Origin of the sequence: Methylobacterium oryzae (assembly GCF_021398735.1) — a bacterium.
Taxonomy (GTDB): domain Bacteria; phylum Pseudomonadota; class Alphaproteobacteria; order Rhizobiales; family Beijerinckiaceae; genus Methylobacterium.
In genome coordinates this window covers 177,989-195,132 of sequence record NZ_CP090350.1, presented here as the reverse complement: position 1 = coordinate 195,132, position 17,144 = coordinate 177,989, and the positions used below count along the sequence as shown (strand labels likewise).

Annotated in this window: 14 protein-coding genes; 11 read left to right on the top strand and 3 right to left on the bottom strand. The window is 72.0% G+C overall.

Annotated elements, in window-relative coordinates:
• Nucleotides 1–6: 6 nt before the first annotated feature.
• Nucleotides 7–636, bottom strand: coding sequence for a phospholipase A2 family protein (locus LXM90_RS29325; RefSeq protein WP_026605148.1), 630 nt, complete (start codon nucleotides 634–636; stop codon nucleotides 7–9).
• Between the two features lie 257 nt (nucleotides 637–893).
• On the opposite strand from LXM90_RS29325, the gene LXM90_RS29320 reads away from it, so the two are divergent.
• Entirely contained in the window at nucleotides 894–1,139 is a 246-nt protein-coding gene (locus tag LXM90_RS29320) for a hypothetical protein (RefSeq protein WP_042670232.1), read from the top strand.
• A gap of 23 nt (nucleotides 1,140–1,162) precedes the next feature.
• Here the strand turns inward: LXM90_RS29320 and bhcR are convergent, their stop codons facing one another.
• The gene (gene bhcR / locus LXM90_RS29315; RefSeq protein WP_020094515.1) at nucleotides 1,163–2,023 is read right to left on the bottom strand and encodes an HTH-type transcriptional regulator BhcR; all 861 of its coding nucleotides are present in this window, start codon (nucleotides 2,021–2,023) and stop codon (nucleotides 1,163–1,165) included.
• Between the two features lie 187 nt (nucleotides 2,024–2,210).
• On the opposite strand from bhcR, the gene bhcA reads away from it, so the two are divergent.
• The 4 genes from bhcA (at nucleotide 2,211) to bhcD (ending at nucleotide 6,660) form a co-directional block, all read left to right on the top strand.
• Entirely contained in the window at nucleotides 2,211–3,401 is a 1,191-nt protein-coding gene (gene bhcA, locus LXM90_RS29310) for an L-aspartate--glyoxylate aminotransferase BhcA (protein ID WP_020094516.1), read from the top strand.
• Nucleotides 3,402–3,412: 11 nt separating this feature from the next.
• A complete protein-coding gene (gene bhcB / locus LXM90_RS29305; protein ID WP_020094517.1) occupies nucleotides 3,413–4,372 on the top strand; it encodes a beta-hydroxyaspartate dehydratase BhcB in 960 nt (319 codons plus the stop codon).
• 19 nt (nucleotides 4,373–4,391) lie between these two features.
• Complete coding sequence (bhcC, locus tag LXM90_RS29300) at nucleotides 4,392–5,549, top strand: 3-hydroxy-D-aspartate aldolase BhcC (protein ID WP_020094518.1); 1,158 nt, start codon at nucleotides 4,392–4,394, stop codon at nucleotides 5,547–5,549.
• A 145-nt stretch (nucleotides 5,550–5,694) separates the two neighbouring features.
• Nucleotides 5,695–6,660, top strand: coding sequence for an iminosuccinate reductase BhcD (gene bhcD, locus LXM90_RS29295; protein ID WP_020094519.1), 966 nt, complete (start codon nucleotides 5,695–5,697; stop codon nucleotides 6,658–6,660).
• A 333-nt stretch (nucleotides 6,661–6,993) separates the two neighbouring features.
• On the opposite strand, the gene LXM90_RS29290 is transcribed toward bhcD, so the two are convergent.
• Nucleotides 6,994–8,352 carry an 8-oxoguanine deaminase gene (locus LXM90_RS29290; protein ID WP_020094520.1) on the bottom strand — a complete coding sequence of 453 codons (1,359 nt, stop codon included), beginning with the start codon at nucleotides 8,350–8,352 and terminating at the stop codon, nucleotides 6,994–6,996.
• 440 nt (nucleotides 8,353–8,792) lie between these two features.
• Between LXM90_RS29290 and LXM90_RS29285 the strand changes: the two genes are divergently transcribed.
• The 6 genes from LXM90_RS29285 to LXM90_RS29260 all read left to right on the top strand — a co-directional run bounded on the left by LXM90_RS29285 (nucleotide 8,793) and on the right by LXM90_RS29260 (nucleotide 17,137).
• Nucleotides 8,793–10,184: a nucleobase:cation symporter-2 family protein gene (locus LXM90_RS29285; protein ID WP_234083310.1), complete on the top strand. Its 1,392-nt coding sequence runs from the start codon at nucleotides 8,793–8,795 to the stop codon at nucleotides 10,182–10,184.
• Between the two features lie 11 nt (nucleotides 10,185–10,195).
• Nucleotides 10,196–13,048: a xanthine dehydrogenase family protein molybdopterin-binding subunit gene (locus tag LXM90_RS29280; RefSeq protein ID WP_234083308.1), complete on the top strand. Its 2,853-nt coding sequence runs from the start codon at nucleotides 10,196–10,198 to the stop codon at nucleotides 13,046–13,048.
• Nucleotides 13,045–13,590: a (2Fe-2S)-binding protein gene (locus LXM90_RS29275; RefSeq protein ID WP_012329913.1), complete on the top strand. Its 546-nt coding sequence runs from the start codon at nucleotides 13,045–13,047 to the stop codon at nucleotides 13,588–13,590. Before LXM90_RS29280 ends, LXM90_RS29275 begins: the two co-directional genes overlap by 4 nt.
• 8 nt (nucleotides 13,591–13,598) lie before the next feature.
• Entirely contained in the window at nucleotides 13,599–14,927 is a 1,329-nt protein-coding gene (locus LXM90_RS29270; protein ID WP_234083307.1) for a c-type cytochrome, read from the top strand.
• Between the two features lie 25 nt (nucleotides 14,928–14,952).
• Nucleotides 14,953–15,969: a hypothetical protein gene (locus tag LXM90_RS29265; protein WP_234083306.1), complete on the top strand. Its 1,017-nt coding sequence runs from the start codon at nucleotides 14,953–14,955 to the stop codon at nucleotides 15,967–15,969.
• Between the two features lie 238 nt (nucleotides 15,970–16,207).
• On the top strand, nucleotides 16,208–17,137 hold the full coding sequence (locus LXM90_RS29260) for a LysR family transcriptional regulator (RefSeq protein WP_056530249.1): 930 nt from the start codon (nucleotides 16,208–16,210) through the stop codon (nucleotides 17,135–17,137).
• The last annotated feature ends 7 nt before the right edge of the window (nucleotides 17,138–17,144 follow it).

Here is a 17,144-nt window from a genome sequence, read left to right as displayed (position 1 = left end):
GGGCGCTCAGGGCGCGCGGCACGCCATCGCGGCGGTAGCCTCGATCACGCTCAGCGCCCGGCGCCGCACCTCCAGCGCCGCGTCCGGGCTGTCCGACACGGTGGAAGCCTCGCGCCTCAGCGTCGCGTCGCAGGCGCACGAACGGTAGCCCGCCGCGTCGTAGCAGGCGTCGTGGCGCATGCACGCGGCATCGAGGGCGTCGGTCGGCGGCAGCCCCTCGCCGCGCTGACCCGTGCCGCAGTAATTGCCGTGGAACAGCTCCTTGCCGGCGATGACCCGGCCCAGGTCGCCCTTCGGCGGTGCCGGCGCCTCTGCCTGCCCGCTCGGGTTGAGATCGTTGGCCGGCCCGCCCGCCTTCGATCCGGAGGAGCGCAGGGCCTTCGGGATGCCGGAGCGCTCGCCGGGCTCGTTCAGGGCCTCGCCGGCCCGGCCGTTCGGGTCCGAGATGTCCGGGAGCGGCGGGGGCGGTCCCGGGCGAGGCTCGCCCGGCTCGACGGTCGCGGCCGGCAGGTCTCGGACATCCTGCACGTCTTGGACGCTCTGGACGCCTCGCGAGTCTGGAACGCCCTGCGCCCCGGACGCGTGCGGGTAGGCGACGAGCAGAAGCCCGAGCGTGGCGAGGAGAGACGGTCTCACGGATGGCCCCTGATTCAGCGGCCCCTCAACTCGAAGCTCGGCTTCTCCGTTCCGGACTTTCGCCCGCCACGGTCACGGAGCCCTGCGGGGCGGACGCGGGCCGCGGGGCGGCACCGCCCGGGCGGCGCGGCACGCGGCGCAGTGCGCGGGCGCACGGGGGCTCATCCCGCGTGTTGGACCCCGGGGTCGCGGATCCCACATCGAGGCGTAACGCGGCCGGGATGATCCCGGCGACAGACCTGAGCTGGACCTCCGCCATGACCTCTCGTCTTCTGATCGGCGCCGTGATCGGGATCGGCCTGTCCGGGCCCGCCCTGGCGCAGAGCTTCACCGCCCCCGCCGGCATCCCGGCCGTCACCGCCCCCGGCGGCCTCCAGGGCCGCGCGACGCTCGCGGATTCGCGGACGGCGCCGGACGGGCGCGCCGGTATCCTCGACGGCGACGGCAGGCCCCCGTCGGCGGTCGGCACCGTCGATCCGCGCCGCCCGCATCCCGGGCGCTAGGGCGCGCCTCGCCGCACCGCTGGTCAGTCCTGGTCAGGCTCGCCCGGCGCGTCGGGCGTCGCGGTCATCGTCGCGGCGGGCGCGCCGAGGGCGCGCGAGACCGCAGCGGCGCCTCTCCGCACCCGCTCGCCGATCGCGCGCAGCTTCTCGTCGGACAGCCGGTGCGTCGGCCCCGACACCGAGATCCCCGCGATAGCCTCGCCGTGGACGTTGAGGATCGGGGCGGCGACGCAGCGCATCCCGATGCTCCGCTCCTCGTCGTCGATCGCGTAGCCCCGGCGGCGGGTCGCCTCGACGTCGTCGCGCAACTGGTCCAGTGAGCCGATGGTCTTGTCGGTGAACCGCGCGAAGGTCTTTCCCCGGAACAGGCGCTCGGTCCGGGCCGGCGCGTAGGTGCTCAGCAGAGCCTTCCCGATGCCCGACGCGTGCAGCGGCGACAGGGAGCCCGGCGGGAAGAAGGCGCGGATCGTCTCGTGGGTCTCCACCTGGCTGACGAACAGGACGTTGCCGTCCTTCTCGACGCCGAGATTGGAGGTCTCGCCCGTCTCCTGCATCAGCGTCCACATCATCGACCGGCTCCGCTCGACGACGTTGTGGCGGCGCAGGAACGCCGATCCGAGCCGGTAGGCCTCCGCACCGACGTGCCACTCCTGCTTGTCGGCGCTGATCTCGACGAGGCCGCGGCGCTCGAGCGTCGCGAGGACCCGGTGCATGGTCGCCACGGATTGCTCGAGCCTGCCGGCTAGTTCCGAGAGCGTCAGCCCGTCGCCGCCCGCCAGGACGTCGAGGACATCGAGGGCGCGGTCAAGCGCCTGGATGGTCGCCGCCGGCTTGGCGCCTCCGAACCCCTTCGGCCGCCCGCGCCGCCGGTTTCCCGAATCCATGGCGCCCTCGCCCTAGCCCACCCAACCCATCCCTAGGATGGAAAAATTTTTCTCACAACGGAAAAAGGTAAGGCGTTGTCGCGGCGCGCGTTTCCGCGCTCCGACCCCGTATGAAAAAGTTTTTCAAGAAAATATCAATACGGGATCGGCGGTGCTATTGTTCCCGTATTGGAGGAGAGCGCCGCCGATGTTCGCACAGAATCCCGTCTTCATTCCCGGCCCGACCAACATGCCGGAAGTGCTTCGCCGCGCGGCCGACATGCCGACGCTGGATCACCGGTCGCCGCTCTTCGCGCAGATCCTTCATCCGGCGCTCGCCGGCGTGAAGAAGGTCCTGAAGAGCGAGGACGCCGAGGTGTTCATCTTCCCGTCGACGGCTACGGGCGGCTGGGAGACCGCGCTCTCCAACACGCTCAGCGCCGGCGACACGGTGCTGGCGGCGCGCCACGGCATGTTCAGCCACCGCTGGATCGACATGACGCGCCGCCACGGCCTTGATGTCCGGATGATCGAAGCCCCGTGGGGCGAGGGGCTTCCGGCGGATCGCTTCGCCGAGGCCCTCGCGGCCGACAAGGCGCACCGCATCCGGGCCGTGCTCGTCACGCACAACGAGACGGCGACCGGCGTCCGCTCGGACGTCGCCGCCGTGCGCCGCGCGCTGGATGCCAGCAACCACCCGGCTCTGCTGCTGGTCGACGGCGTCAGCTCGATCGCGTCCATGGATTTCCGCATGGACGAGTGGGGCGTCGATGTCGCCGTGACGGGCTCGCAGAAGGGCTTCATGCTGCCCGCGGGCCTCGCCATCGTGGCGTTCTCGCCCAAGGCCATGGCCGCCACGGCGACGGCGACGCTGCCGCGGACCTATTTCGACATCCGCGACATGGCGAAGGGTTACCCGAACGGCGCCTATCCCTACACGCCGGCGGTCGGCCTCCTGAACGGCCTGAAGCTGTCGACGGAACTGCTCCTGGCCGAGGGGCTCGAGACCGTCTTCGCCCGGCACCGCCGCATCGCGGACGGGATCCGCGCCGCCGTCGCCGCCTGGGGCCTGGAACTCTGCGCCGCGCGCCCGGACCTCTACTCGGACACGGTGAGCGCGATCCGCACCCCGGAGGGCTTCGACGCCACGCGGATCGTCACCCACGCGGCGCGCCACTACGACGTCGCCTTCGGGGTGGGCCTCGGCGAGGTCGCCGGGAAGGTCTTCCGCATCGGCCACCTCGGCAGCCTCACGGATGTGATGGCGCTGTCGGGGATCGCAGCCGCCGAGATGGCGATGGTCGATCTCGGCCTGCGCATCGCGCTGGGATCGGGGGTCGCGGCCGCGCAGGCGGTGTACCGCCGCGCCCCGGCCGCCGCCCTGCGCGCCGCCGCCTGAGGGGGCGCGCCATGGAAAGCGCCCTGATCACGCCCACCCTCGACGACGTCCTGGCCGCCCACGAGCGCATCCGGCCCTACATCCACGAGACGCCGGTCCTGACCTCGCGGATCATCGATGAAGCCGCCGGCGCGCAGCTGTTCTTCAAGTGCGAGAACCTGCAGAAGGCCGGCGCCTTCAAGGCGCGGGGCGCCTCGAACGCCGTCTTCAGCCTCACCGAGGCGCAGGCCGCCCGGGGCGTGGCGACCCACTCGTCGGGCAACCACGGCACCTGCCTGTCCTACGCGGCGGGCCGGCGCGGCATCCCCTGCACGGTGGTGATGCCGCGCACCGCGCCCCAGGCGAAGAAGGACGCCGTGCGCGGCTACGGCGGCCGGGTGGTGGAGTGCGAGCCGTCCACCTCATCGCGCGAGGCCGTGTTCGCCGAGGTCGTCGCCGAGACCGGCGCGGAGTTCGTGCATCCCTACAACGATCCCCGCGTCATCGCCGGGCAGGCGACCTGCGCCCGCGAGCTGATCGCGCAGGTCCCGGATCTCGACGCGGTGATCGCCCCGATCGGCGGCGGCGGCATGGTGTCGGGCACCTGCCTGACGCTGGCCGGGCTCGCCCCGCACATCGCCGTCTACGCGGCGGAGCCCGAGCAGGCCGACGACGCCCATCGCAGCCTGAAGGCCGGACGGATCATCGCCGACGACGCGCCGGTGACGGTCGCGGACGGCCTGAAGGTGCCGCTGAAGGACCTCACCTGGCACTTCGTCCGCCACCACGTCGCGGATATCCTGACGGTCTCCGAGGCCGAGATCGTCGCGGCGATGCAGCTGATCTGGAAGCGGCTGAAGATCGTCATGGAGCCGTCCAGCGCCGTCGCCCTGGCGGCAGTGCTGAAGAACCGCCCTTTCTTCGCGAACAAGCGGGTGGGCGTGATCATCACGGGCGGGAACGTCGATCTCGACGCGCTGCCCTGGCAATAACGGGAGGCCCACGATGCACATGAACGCCCGATCCGCCGATCTCGAAGTCGGCTTCGACGTCCCCGCGCTGCCCGGCATGCGCGAGGACGAGATCCAGACGCCCTGCCTGATCGTCGATCTCGACGCGCTGGAAGGCAACATCCGCAAGATGGGCGACTACGCCAAGGCGCACGGGATGCGCCACCGCGCCCACGGCAAGATGCACAAGTCCGTCGACATCCTGAAACTCCAGCAGAGCCTCGGCGGCGCCTGCGGCGTCTGCTGCCAGAAGGTCTCGGAGGCGGAAGTCTTCGCCCGCGCGGGCATCAAGGATATCCTGGTCTCGAACCAGGTGCGCGACCCGGGCAAGATCGACCGTCTGGCGCGGCTGCCGCTGCACGGTGCCCGCATCATCGTCTGCCTCGACGACGTGGCGAACGTCGCCGACCTCTCGGCGGCGGCGCAGCGGCACGGCACGCAACTCGACTGCTTCGTCGAGATCGATTGCGGCGCCGGCCGCTGCGGCGTGCGGACGACCCCCGAGGTGGTGGCGATCGCCCAGGCCGTCGCGGCCGCGCCGAACCTGCGCTTCGCGGGCCTCCAGGCCTACCAGGGCGCCATGCAGCACATCGACGGCTACGAGGAGCGGCGGGCCAAGCTCGACGCGGCCATCGCCCAGGTGCGCGACGCCGTCGCGGCGCTGAACCGGGAGGGCCTCGAGCCGGAGCTCGTCAGCGGCGGCGGCACCGGCAGCTACTATTTCGAGGCGGGATCCGGCGTCTACAACGAGCTGCAATGCGGCAGCTACGCGTTCATGGACGCCGATTACGGGCGTATCCGCGACCGGGACGGAAAGCGCATCGACGCGGGCGAGTGGCAGAACGCCCTGTTCATCCTCACCAGCGTGATGAGCCACGCCAAGGCCGACAAGGCGATCTGCGACGCGGGACTTAAGGTGCAGTCGGTCGATTCGGGCCTGCCCTTCGTCTTCGGCCGCGACGACGTGAAATACATCAAGTGCTCGGACGAGCACGGGGTGATCGAGGATCCCGAGGGCCGGCTGAAGGTCAACGACCGTCTGCGCCTCGTCCCCGGCCACTGCGATCCGACCTGCAACGTCCACGACTGGTATGTCGGCGTCCGCAACGGCCGGGTCGAGACGCTCTGGCCGGTCTCGGCCCGCGGCAAGGCCTACTGACGCACCCTGCACACCGTCCGTCATCGCGAGCGCGGCGCAGCGATCCGGGGACGCGCCTCGACGGGGCCCGCTGCCCTGGGTCGCCTCGCGACGCCCGCGATGACGGGGGCGACATGCCGGCTCACGAATTGAGGACACATCCGCGATGATCATCGTTCCCGAGCACGCGATCGACGGGCTGTTGACCGAGGCGGAGTGCTTTACCGCCGTCGAACAGGTCTTCGCCTCCATGGCGCGGCGGCGAGCCGGCAACTTCCCGGTCGTCCGGGAAGCCATCGGCCACGCCGACGCGCTCTACGGCTTCAAGTCGGGCTTCGACCGGGACAGCCTCGCGCTCGGCCTCAAGGCCGGCGGCTTCTGGCCCGGCAACGCCGCGAAGGGCCTGACCAACCACCAGTCGACGGTGTTCCTGTTCGACGCCGATACCGGCCGCTGCCGGGCCGTCGTCGGAGGGAACCTCCTCACCGCGCTGCGCACGGCCGCGGCCTGCGCCATCTCCGTCCGGCACCTTGCCCGCAAAGATGCGCGGGTGCTGGGCATGATCGGCGCGGGCCACCAGTCGGCGTTCCAGCTGCGCGCCGCGCTGGCGCAGCGGCCGTTCGAGCGGGTCCTCGCGTGGAACCTGCATCCCGGCATGTTCGGCCGGATGGAGGCGGTGGCGCGGGAGCACGGCGTGGCGTTCGAGGCGGTCGACCTCGACCGGCTCGGGTCCGAGGCCGACGTCGTCGTGACGATCACGTCCTCGTTCGCGCCGATCCTGAAGGCCGCGCAGGTCCGGCCGGGCACGCACCTCGCCTGCATGGGGACGGACACGCGCGGCAAGCAGGAGGTGGAGGCCGAACTGCTCGCCGCCGCCACGGTGTGCACCGACGAGGTCGCGCAGTCGGTCAGCATCGGCGAGGCGCAGCACGCTGTCGCGCGGGGGCTCCTCGCCGCGGATTCCATCGTGGAGATCGGGGCGGTGATCAACGGCGATCACCCCGGCCGCGTCTCGGAGTCCGAGATCACCCTGTTCGACGGCACCGGGGTCGGGCTGCAGGACCTCGCGGTCGCCGCGGTGGCGGTCGACCGCGCGGTGGCCAAGGGGCTGGCGACGGAGGTGGATGTCTGACGGTCTCGACCCGAAGGTAATACATCTTTCGTCCGAATGCTGCGGTCGACGCATTCCTCGCCGTCATCACGAGCAAAGCGAAGTGACCCATGGTCGCGCGACCTTTACAGACGTTGCGCGGCTCTGGCTTGCTTCGCTTCGCTCGCAAAGACAGCCGCGCATGGATTGTCAATCGAAGAGATTATAAGAGGGCATTACTCCAGCCTCCAGCTCTGGATGCCAGGATCTTCTCAAATCTCCAGCGGACATCGACGTTCGCCCGATCCTGGAGCCGCGCCGCCGAACCCGATGTCTGGATCCGCGAGCCCCTCTGCGGAGGATGAGTAGGCCGGCCTACGCCTCGTCCCGCACGAGGGCCGCCGCGAGGGCGTTGTGGCGGGCGGTCAGCGCCCCGGCGTCGAGGGTCGTCAGGCGGCCCTCGCGCACCACGATCCGCCCGTTGATGACGCTCCAGGCCACCGTCTGCGGCGCGCAGAAGGTGAGGGCGGCGACGGGGTCGTGCAGCGCCCCCGCCATGCCGAGGCCGCGCAGGTCGAAGGCGACGATGTCGGCCGCCATGCCGGGGGCCAGCGCGCCGATATCGTCCCGGTTCAGCACCTTCGCGCCGCCCAGCGTCGCGATCTCCAGCGCCTCCCGCGCGGTCATGGCCGCCGGCCCGAAGCCGACGCGGGCGAGCAGCATGGCCTGCCGCGCCTCGCCCAGCATGTGCGACCCGTCGTTGGAGGCCGAGCCGTCGACGCCGAGCCCGACCGGCACGCCCGCGCACCGCATCTGCCGGACGGGCGCGATGCCCGAGGCGAGGCGCATGTTGGAGCAGGGACAGTGGGCCACCCCGGTCCCGGTCCGGCCGAACAGCGCGATGCCGGCGCGGTCGAGCTTGACGCAGTGGGCGTGCCACACGTCCGGGCCCGTCCAGCCCAGGTCGGCGGCGTACTCCGCCGGCGTCATCCCGAATTTTTCCAGGCTGTAGCGGACGTCGTCGTCGTTCTCCGCGAGGTGGGTGTGGAGCGAGACGCCGTAGTGCCGGGCCAGCTCGGCGGCATCGCGCATCAGGCCGCGGCTCACCGAGAACGGTGAGCAGGGCGCCACCACGATCCGGCGCATGGCGAAGCGCTCCGGATCGTGCCAGCGCTCGATCAGACGGCGCGTGTCTTCGAGGATCGCCGCCTCGTCCTCGACGACCGAGTCCGGCGGGAGTCCGCCCGCGCTCTCCCCGACGCTCATCGCGCCGCGGGCGGCGTGGAAGCGCATGCCGATCTCCTCGGCACCCTCGATGGAATCGTCGAGCCGGCAACCGTTCGGGTAGATGTAGAGGTGGTCGCTCGACGTGGTGCAGCCCGAGAGGATCAGCTCCGCCATCGCGGTCTGCGTCGAGACGCGGACCATCTCGGGCGTGAGCCGGGCCCAGATCGGGTAGAGCGCCTTCAGCCAGCCGAATAGCTCGGCGTCCTGCGCGGCCGGCACCGCGCGGGTGAGCGTCTGGTACATGTGGTGGTGGGTGTTCACGAGGCCCGGCATCACCGCGTGGCCGCGCAGGTCGAGGACGGTATCGGCCCGCTGCGGCACCTCGGCGGCGGGGCCGACGGCGACGATGCGGTTGTCCTCCACGTAGACCGCGCCGCCGGGGATCTCCCGGCGCTGCGCGTCCATCGTCACCAGGATGTCGGCGTTCGTCAGCAGCAGGGAGGTCATCGCGTCTCTCCGGGTACGCCCTGGAGGTCGCGCCGGACGGGCCGCGACGCCTCCCCACGGCCAGATGCCGCCCTCTGGCAGCAGGAACGCCGTGCCGGGCGCACCGTCTCGGGGCCGTCAGCGGGCCGCAGCATACGGCAGCCGCCACCGGCCACCTTGGCGATTTTTCGCAAACTGCTTCCGAAATCCCGGCATGGCATTCGCGGCCAGCCATGCAAGGTTTGAGAGCCAGCCAAGTCGGCAGCGCATGACCCCGGAGCGGCCGCCGAGAGCCCGCTCCCCCGCCCCCGGGCGTGCCGCCACGGCCCGCCCTGCGACTGGCCCCACACCCGCTCCTGGCGGCCCGGACCCGGAAGAGGTCCGGCCACCGCTGCCGGGTCCCTGACGACACCATCACGGGACGACGCCTCGACAGGTCCCGGCTGGCGGAGGACACGCCCATGACGTCTCACGACAGGACAACGCGCGAGGTGGACGCGGTCGACGCGATCCCGCCCCTTCCGAAGCTCCTCGCCTACGGCATGCAGCACGTGCTCGTGATGAGCGCGGGGGCTGTCGCGCCGCCGCTCATCCTCGGCGCGGCGATGAACCTGCCGACCGAGACGGTCGCCTACCTGATCAACTGCGATCTGCTGGTGACGGGCATCGCGATCCTGATCCAGTCCCTCGGCCTGGGGATCTTCGGCATCCGCCTGCCGGTCATCATGGGCGTCAGCTTCGCGGCGGTCGGCCCGATGGTGGCGATGGCGCAGGACCCGACGATCGGCCTGCCCGGCATCTTCGGCGCGACCATCGGGGCGGGCCTGTTCGGCCTGCTGCTCCGGCCGTTCTTCTCCAGGCTCGCGAGTTTCTTCCCGCCCCTCGTGACCGGCACGGTCATCCTGATCATCGGCGTCACGCTGCTGCCGGTCGGGATCAACTGGGCGGGCGGCGGCTTCGGGGCCGCCGATTTCGGCGCTCCGGTCCATCTCGGCGTCGCGGCCTTCGTGCTGGCGGTGATCCTGGTGGTCAGCCGCTTCGCCACCGGCTTCGTCGCCAACGTCGCCGTGCTGATCGGCCTCGTCGCGGGCCTGTGCCTCGCCTGGCCGCTCGGCCTGTTCCGCCTCGACGGGCTGGCCGAGCGCCCGCTCATCGCCCTCGTCACGCCGTTCCACTTCGGCTGGCCGACCTTCCACCTGACGGCCGTGGCGGCGATGTGCATCGTCATGATGGTCACGCTGGTCGAGTCGACCGGCATGTTCCTGGCGGTGGGCGACATCGTCGGGCGCCCGGTGGACAAGCGGACCCTGACCCGCGGCCTGATGGCGGACTCGCTGTCGACGCTGATCGCGGGCTGCCTCAACACCTTCCCGCACACCTCGTTCTCCCAGAACGTCGGCCTCGTGAACATGACGCGGGTGCGCAGCCGCTACGTCACGGTCGCGGCGGGCTTCATCATCCTGGGCGTCAGCCTCCTGCCCAAGGTCGCCTTCGCGGTGGCGTCGATCCCGCCGGCCGTGCTCGGCGGCGCCGGCATCGTCATCTTCGGGATGGTCGCGGCGGCGGGGCTCAAGATCGTCGGCGGCGCCGATCTCGGGGATCGCCGGAACCAGATCGTCGTCGCGGTCAGCATCGGCCTCAGCCTGATCCCGATGGCGGCGCCGAAGCTCTTCGCCGCCACGGCGCCGGACTGGGCCGGGCCGATCCTGCACAGCGGGATCACCCTCGGCGCGATCGGCGCAATCGTCCTGAACCTGCTGCTGAACTCGGACCGTCTCGGTGCCGGGGCCGAGCACCGCGTCGCCGACGCGGAGCCCGCCTTCCCGCACGCGGCCGTCCTCGACCGGGCCTGAGGGGGCACGCCATGAGGAAAGACGCCGTGTCGGCCGAGACCATCAAGGCGCTCTCGCGGCGCCACTTCCTGAAGGCCGGCGCGGCGGCGGGCGTCGCCGTGAAGGTCTCCTTCCTGGCGCCCCCGGCCCGGGCGCAGCTCGCCGAGACCGGCCTGTCCGCCGGCTCCCCGTGGGCCGCGCCGGGCCGGCCCCGCTACCGCCTCGACGCCGTCGCCAAGGTCACGGGCGCCAAGACCTTCTCCCGCGACTACCGGGCCCGCGACCTCGCCGGCTGGCCCGACGGCCAAGCCCACGCCTTCCTCGTCGCGGCGACCCGCGCCGACCGCCGCTTCACCGGCCTCGACCTGTCGCGGCTCCCGGCCGCCCTGCGGCCGGACCGGATTGTCCGGCACGAGGACCTGGTGGCGGACGGGGTCTCGGTCCCGCACGCCGACTTCTTCGGCGACTGGTTCCTCGTGCCGCAGGGCGAGACGCCGCGCCTGCTCGGGCAGCCGGTGGCGATCCTGATCTACGCCGACTTCCCGCGCTTCGCCGCGGCCAAGCGCGCCCTGCGCTTCGCCGACGACGTCGTGCGGTACGGCGCCGAGACCGGTCCCAGGCCGCCGGCCCATTACGGCGCCTCGCGCTGGGTGCGGATCGAGGGCGACGCGCCGGACGCGCCCGACCGGTTCTCGCCGTTCGAGCAGTCCCCGATCTTCGCCGGCTTCTCCGGCGACGAGCCCGCCTGGCCGAAGGCCGGCGACGACGGCCCCTTCGCCAGGGGTATGGCGGCGGCGGCCGCCATCGCCGCCGAGATCGACGGCGCCGGCGCGGACGCCCTGGTGATGCGGCGGACCTACCGGTCGCAGTCGACGGACGCCTCGGCCATGGAGGCCGACAACGGCAACGTCTGGTACGATCCGGCCACCGGCACGCTGCGCCTGATGATGGCGACGCAGTCGCCCTACGACGTGGCCGAGGCCGCCGCCGCGCTGGTCTCGAAATCCCGGTTCCCGCTCAGGGAGGTCGATCTCAAGGTCGGCTACACGGTCGGGTACGGGACGAAGGACCACCACATCTTCCCGTTCCTCTGCGTCGTGGCCGCGCTCTACGCGGGCGGGCGGCCGGTGCGCCTCGCCAACGACCGGTTCGAGCAGTTCCAGAACGGGCTGAAGCGCCACGCCTTCCGCATGGACAACGTCCTGCTGGTGGACCGGGCCAGCGGCCGGTTCCGGGCCATGACCGGGCGCTTCGCCTGCGACGGCGGCGGGCGCCCCAACTACTCCGTCGCGGTCTCCTTCGTCGGCGCCACCGCGGCGCAGTCGATCTACTACCTGCCGAAGAGCGACTTCCAGGCGATCGCCCTGGCCTCGCGGGCCGTGGAAGCCGGATCGACCCGGGGCTTCGGCACGCTCCAGACCATGTCGGCCACCGAGATGATGGTCGACGAGGCGGCGGCGCTCCTGGACATCGACGCGATCGAGCTGCGCCTGCGCAACGTGCTCCGCTCGGGCCAGCGCAACAGCCAGGGCGCGGTCCCGGCCGGGGCGCTGCGCAACGCGGAGATCCTGACGAAGGCCGCCGCGCACCCGCTCTGGCGGGACCGGGCGGCGCGCAAGGCCGGCTACGAGGCCGCCCATCCCGGCCGCCGCTACGGCGTCGGCTTCGCGCAGGTGCACAAGGATTACGGCACGGGCGCCGAGGCGGCGGTCGCGTCGCTGGAGCTCGACCCGCGGGGCCGCCTGAGCCTGCGCCACGTCGCCCACGAGATGGGCCCGGGCGTCACCACCTCGCAGGCGGTCATGGTGGCCGAGATCCTCGGCCGGGTCCCCGCCGAAACCGCGTTCGGCGTGGTGCGCTGGCCCGAGATGCCCCTTGAGACCTCCGACCAGCCCTACACGACGCCCCAGGACGAGGAGGACCGCCGGGCGCAGAACCCCCGCTGGACCCCGCGCTTCACCTCGCCGATGAGCGCGACCAACTCCGCCTACTACCTCGGCCACGCCACCCGGACGGCCGCGCGGTTCCTCGTCGACCACGCCGTCTGGCCCGCCGCCCGCGCGCTCTGGGCGCGGGGCGGCGGCGGCGGGGCGCTGGCCTCCTACCACGTGGTCGCCCGCGACGAGTTGCGGCTGGTGGACGGGCAAGTGCTGGGCGGCGGCCTGCCGCCGCTGTCCCTGGAGGAGGTGGCCGCCGAGGCGCACCGGCTCGGGCTGCCGGTGGGCGTGACCCTCCACACCTTCAACCGCTGGCAATGGGCCGAGGCCGAGTTCGACCTGCCCGGAACGGGCCGGACGCGCCTGCCGATCGACGCCCTGTCGGTGCGCTACGGCGCCGGGGCCCCGCCCGAGCGCCGCGCCCTGATGGCGACCGCCGGCTGGCACTTCGTGCCCCGGGCGGCGGTCACCTACCCGCCGACCCAGCGCAACAATGTCGGCACGACCTACTATTCGCCGATGGCCACCCTGGCGGAGGTCGCGGTCGACACCGCCAGCGGCGACGTGACGATCCTGTCCCACCACTCGATCCTCGAGTGCGGCCGTCAGATCGTGCCCGAGCTGGTCTCCGGCCAGGTGCAGGGCGGCCTCGCCATGGGGATCGGCCACGCCCTCAAGGAGGTGCTGCCCCTCTACGAGGACGGCCCCGGCGACGGCACGTGGAACTGGAACCGCTACGAGCTCCCCCGCGCCCGCGACGTGGCCCCGTGGAACCAGACGGTGGAGATCCTGCCGCCGCTCTCCGAGACCGACCCGCCCAAGGGCATCGCCGAGGTCGTGATGATCGCCGTCGTCCCGGCGCTGGCCAACGCCGTCGCGCACGCGATCGGCCACCGCTTCCACGAACTCCCCATCCGGCCCGAGCGCATCCGCGAGGCATTGGCATGAGCGCCGCCATCGAGATCAAGGACCTCTCGCTCCGCGTGAACGGCGCGGCCGTCGGTCCGATCCCCGTCCCCGTCGGCACGAGCCTGCTCGACGTCCTGCACGAGTGGCTGGGCCTCACCGGCAGCCGCATGGGCTGCGGGCAGGGCATCTGCCACGCCTGCACGGTGATGCTGGAGGAGGCGGCCGGCCCGCGGGAGATGCGCGCCTGCATCACCGGCGCGCACTGGTTCGAGGGGCGCAGCATCCGCACCGTCGAGGGCCATGCCCGCACCGCGCCGGACGGCACCGTCGTGCTCTCGCCGGTCCAGCAGGCCTTCATCGAGAACTTCGCGTTCCAGTGCGGCTACTGCACGCCGGGCTTCGTCACCGGGGCGAGCGTGCTGATCGAGCGCCTGCGCCGCGAACCGATCCGCCGCGACGAGGTCGAGCGGGTCGTCACCGAGGCCCTCGATCGCCACATCTGCCGCTGCACCGGCTACGTCCGCTACCATCAGGCGGTGCGCGACCTCGTGCTGGCGACCCCCGGTCTGGTGACCGCCTGAGGCGCGCCATGCGGATCCCCTCCCTCACCACCCCCGCGCGGCGCGTCGGCGCCGGGCTCGCGGCCGCCCTCGCGGTGGCCGTCTCGGCGGCCGGCCTCGTCGCCTCCGGCGCCCTGGAGCGCAGCGTCGTCGCGCGGGACGTCGAGACCCCGCTGAGCGCGGAGGCCCTGCGCGGCCTCGCCCCCCGCGGCGCCAAGGTCGCCGCCGCGGCCGACTGCTTCGCCTGCCACACGGCCCGGGGCGGCGCCCCCTGGGCGGGGGGACTGCCCCTGGAGACGCCCTTCGGCACGATCCACGCCACCAACATCTCGCCGAGCCCGCAGGGCATCGGCGGCTGGAGCCGCGCCGACTTCCACCGGGCCCTGCGCGACGGGATCGCGCCGGGCGGCCGCCACCTCTACCCGGCGATGCCCTACACGTCGTATCGCGGTCTGACGCCGGAGGATGTCGACGCCCTCTACGCCTACCTGATGACCCGCGCGCCGGTCGCGGTGGAGAACAGGGCCAACACCCTCGCCTTCCCGTTCGACCAGCGCTGGACCCTGGCGGCCTGGAACCTCCTGAGCCTGCCGGCCACGGTCGCCGCTCCCGATCCGGGCCGCTCCCCCCTGTGGAACCGGGGCCGCTACGTCGCCGACGCCCTCGGCCATTGCGGCGAGTGCCACACGCCGCGCACCGTGATCCAGGCCATGCGCCCGGACGCCGTCTATCGCGGCGCCACGATCGAGGGCGTCGAGGCGCCCGACATCACGCCGACGGGCCTCGCGCAGATGGGCTTCACCCCGCACGGCCTGCGCGACTTCATGCGCACGGGCCTCTCGGCCCAGGGCGGCGCGACGCACCAGATGTTCGACGTCGTGCATTTCTCGACGCAGCACATGGACGAGGCCGACCTCACGGCGCTCTCCGCCTACCTGTTCGACCGCGACGCCTTGCCGGCCGAGCCCGAGACGCCGGTCGCCGCCACCCCCGCGGCGATCCCCGCGCCGGTCGCGGCCCGGGGACGGGCCAGCTACGCCGGCCTCTGCGCCGGTTGCCACGGCGGGGCGGGGGAGGGGATCCCCCACGTCTCCGTGCCGCTGCGGACGAACGCCGCGATGCGGGTCGCGGGCGCGGGCGGTCTCCTGCGGGCGATCCTCGTCGGGCTCCCGGCGCAGCGCTTCCCGGGCAACGAGCGGATGGAGGCCATGCCGCCCTTCGCCGCCCTGATCGACGACGCGGCGCTCGCCGACCTCGCGACCTGGATGCGGGCCGAATGGGGCGGGCAAAGTCAGGCGGTCACGCCGGACGAGGTCGCGCGCCAGCGCGCGGGTTTGCGGGCCGACGCTTCGCACTGAAGGCGGCCGGGAGGAGGGGGCGGACATGACCATGGCTTGTCGGATCGCGGCCGCGCTGCTGCCGCTCGGGATGACGTGCGCGGCGGGGGCGCAGGACCTCGGGACGGCCTCCTCGGCGCCGGTCGCCCCCGAGGCCACGACGGTGGTGGAGGACGGCCCGTTCTTCCTCTTCGCCGACACCCAGATCAGCTACCGCTACCAGTTCCCCACCGTCTCGCCCGGAATCCAGATCCAGCGCCCCGACGGCAGCTTCGTCTCCCGCGCGGCGCCCAAGCAGATCCTGAACATCTCCCACGCCGATGCCTGGGCCTACGGGACGAACTTCTTCTCCCTCGACATCCTCAAGTCCGGATCCCAGTTCCCGGCCGGCACCACCAACGCGCCGGGCTCCGTCGCCGCCCCGTTCTTCGCCGATTACGGCAACACCGAAGCCTACGGGCTGTACCGCGGCACGCTGAGCCTCAACGCGCTCACGGGCACGAAGGCCTTCACCATTCCCGGCCTCGTCAAGGAGGTGTCCCTCGCCTTCGGCTTCGACGCCAACGCCCAGAACGACGCCTTCGGCTCGAAGAAGCGCGACATCGTCGGCGGCCTGAACTTCGCCTTCGACGTGCCGGCGGGCTTTCTCAACCTCTCCGTGCAAGCCTACAAGGAGTGGAACCGGAACGGGTTCAATCTCCAGCCGGACCGCGACCAGAGCTTCGACACGGTCCCGGAATTCGAGCTGGTCTACAACTTTCCCCTGACCTTCACGGGGCTGCCGCTCAGCCTCGTCGGCTTCAACAACATCGTGCTGCCGAAGGGGCGGGGCGTGAGCAACCCGGCCGCCTTCGCCTTCAACCCGCCCCGCGGGCTCGAATTCCTGTCGCGCACCAACCTCGTGCTCGATCTCGGCAAGCTCGTCTACGATCAGCCCAACCGGGTCGATGTCTTCGTCGGGTTCCAGTACTGGCACAACAAGTTCGGGAACGTCGAGACCGCGACCTTCAAGGGCACCGAGGAGAAGAGCTTCCTCGCCGGCGTCGCGTTCCACGTCTTCTGATGCCGTTTCGGTCGATCAGATCGGTTCCGCCGTCGTTGCGAGCGGAGCGAAGCCATCCAGCCGGCACCACGTTCCCCGATGTCCCGCAGCCCTGGGTTGCTTCGCTGCGCTCGCAATGACGGAGCGGGCTGCACCGACCGAAGCGTCACGCCGCGGAGGATGATCGGGTCGGACGCCGAGTTCACATTGTCGGGACAGTCCGTTGACAGGTCCGAACTGCTCCTAACGATCCCCGCTCATGATTTCCCTGGAAAGCATCCGCATCTTCCTGCGCTCGGCGGAGACGGGGAGCTTCTCGGCCGCCGGCCGCTCGCTGCGGCTGTCACCGTCGGTGGTGAGCTACCGGATCCAGACCCTGGAGGAGCATCTCGGCTGCCTCCTGCTCACCCGGACGACGCGGCGCATGAGCCTCACGGAGGCCGGCCGGATCTTCTACGACCGCTGCCTCGACATCACCGCGGCGGTCGAGCAGGCGGAGAAGAGCGTCGAGACCGCGGGCGCGGTGCCGCGCGGGGTGCTGAAGGTGACGGCGCCGCTCGGTCTCGGCCGCCGGGTCGTCGCGCCGCTCGTGCCGCGCTTCCGCGACCGCCACGGCGAGACCGATGTCCGGCTGCGCCTGTCGGAGCACCTCCTCGACCTCGTGCAGGAGGCGGTCGACGTCGCGGTCCGCCTGTCGCAGATGCGCGATTCCACCTTCACCCTGCGCAAGGTCGCGGAGATCGAGCGGGTGCTGTGCGCGGCGCCGGCCTACCTGGCCGAGCACCCCGCGCCCGCCGAGCCGGCGGACCTGCTGCAGCACGATTGCCTGCTGCTGCGCTATCCCGGCGCCGAGCAGTTCCGCTGGACCCTGGTCGACGGCCAGGAGACCGTGACCCTGCCGGTCTCGGGGCACATCGACGCCGACGACGGCGACACGCTCACCGCCTGGGCGCTGGCCGGCGAGGGCATCGTCCTGAAGCCGCTGTTCGAGGTCGCGGCGCACCTCGCCGAGGGCCGGCTCGTCCCGGTCCTCGAGCACACCCCGCCGACCAGCGTGACGCTCGGCCTGCTCTACCCGTCCCGCAAGATGCTGTCGGCCCGGACCAAGACCTTCGTCGACATGACGCACGAGGCCCTGCGCCAGCACGTGAGCGAGCAGCTCGCCCTGGTCGGCGGCCGGGCGGTCTGACGGGCGC

What these genes read in the sequence shown, in the direction of transcription:
- LXM90_RS29320 (WP_042670232.1), top strand. Translation starts at nt 894, where the DNA reads ATGACCTCTCGTCTTCTGATCGGCGCCGTGATCGGGATCGGCCTGTCC.
- bhcR (WP_020094515.1), bottom strand. Translation starts at nt 2,023, where the DNA reads ATGGATTCGGGAAACCGGCGGCGCGGGCGGCCGAAGGGGTTCGGAGGC.
- bhcA (WP_020094516.1), top strand. Translation starts at nt 2,211, where the DNA reads ATGTTCGCACAGAATCCCGTCTTCATTCCCGGCCCGACCAACATGCCG.
- bhcB (WP_020094517.1), top strand. Translation starts at nt 3,413, where the DNA reads ATGGAAAGCGCCCTGATCACGCCCACCCTCGACGACGTCCTGGCCGCC.
- bhcC (WP_020094518.1), top strand. Translation starts at nt 4,392, where the DNA reads ATGAACGCCCGATCCGCCGATCTCGAAGTCGGCTTCGACGTCCCCGCG.
- bhcD (WP_020094519.1), top strand. Translation starts at nt 5,695, where the DNA reads ATGATCATCGTTCCCGAGCACGCGATCGACGGGCTGTTGACCGAGGCG.
- LXM90_RS29290 (WP_020094520.1), bottom strand. Translation starts at nt 8,352, where the DNA reads ATGACCTCCCTGCTGCTGACGAACGCCGACATCCTGGTGACGATGGAC.
- LXM90_RS29285 (WP_234083310.1), top strand. Translation starts at nt 8,793, where the DNA reads ATGACGTCTCACGACAGGACAACGCGCGAGGTGGACGCGGTCGACGCG.
- LXM90_RS29280 (WP_234083308.1), top strand. Translation starts at nt 10,196, where the DNA reads ATGAGGAAAGACGCCGTGTCGGCCGAGACCATCAAGGCGCTCTCGCGG.
- LXM90_RS29275 (WP_012329913.1), top strand. Translation starts at nt 13,045, where the DNA reads ATGAGCGCCGCCATCGAGATCAAGGACCTCTCGCTCCGCGTGAACGGC.
- LXM90_RS29270 (WP_234083307.1), top strand. Translation starts at nt 13,599, where the DNA reads ATGCGGATCCCCTCCCTCACCACCCCCGCGCGGCGCGTCGGCGCCGGG.
- LXM90_RS29265 (WP_234083306.1), top strand. Translation starts at nt 14,953, where the DNA reads ATGACCATGGCTTGTCGGATCGCGGCCGCGCTGCTGCCGCTCGGGATG.
- LXM90_RS29260 (WP_056530249.1), top strand. Translation starts at nt 16,208, where the DNA reads ATGATTTCCCTGGAAAGCATCCGCATCTTCCTGCGCTCGGCGGAGACG.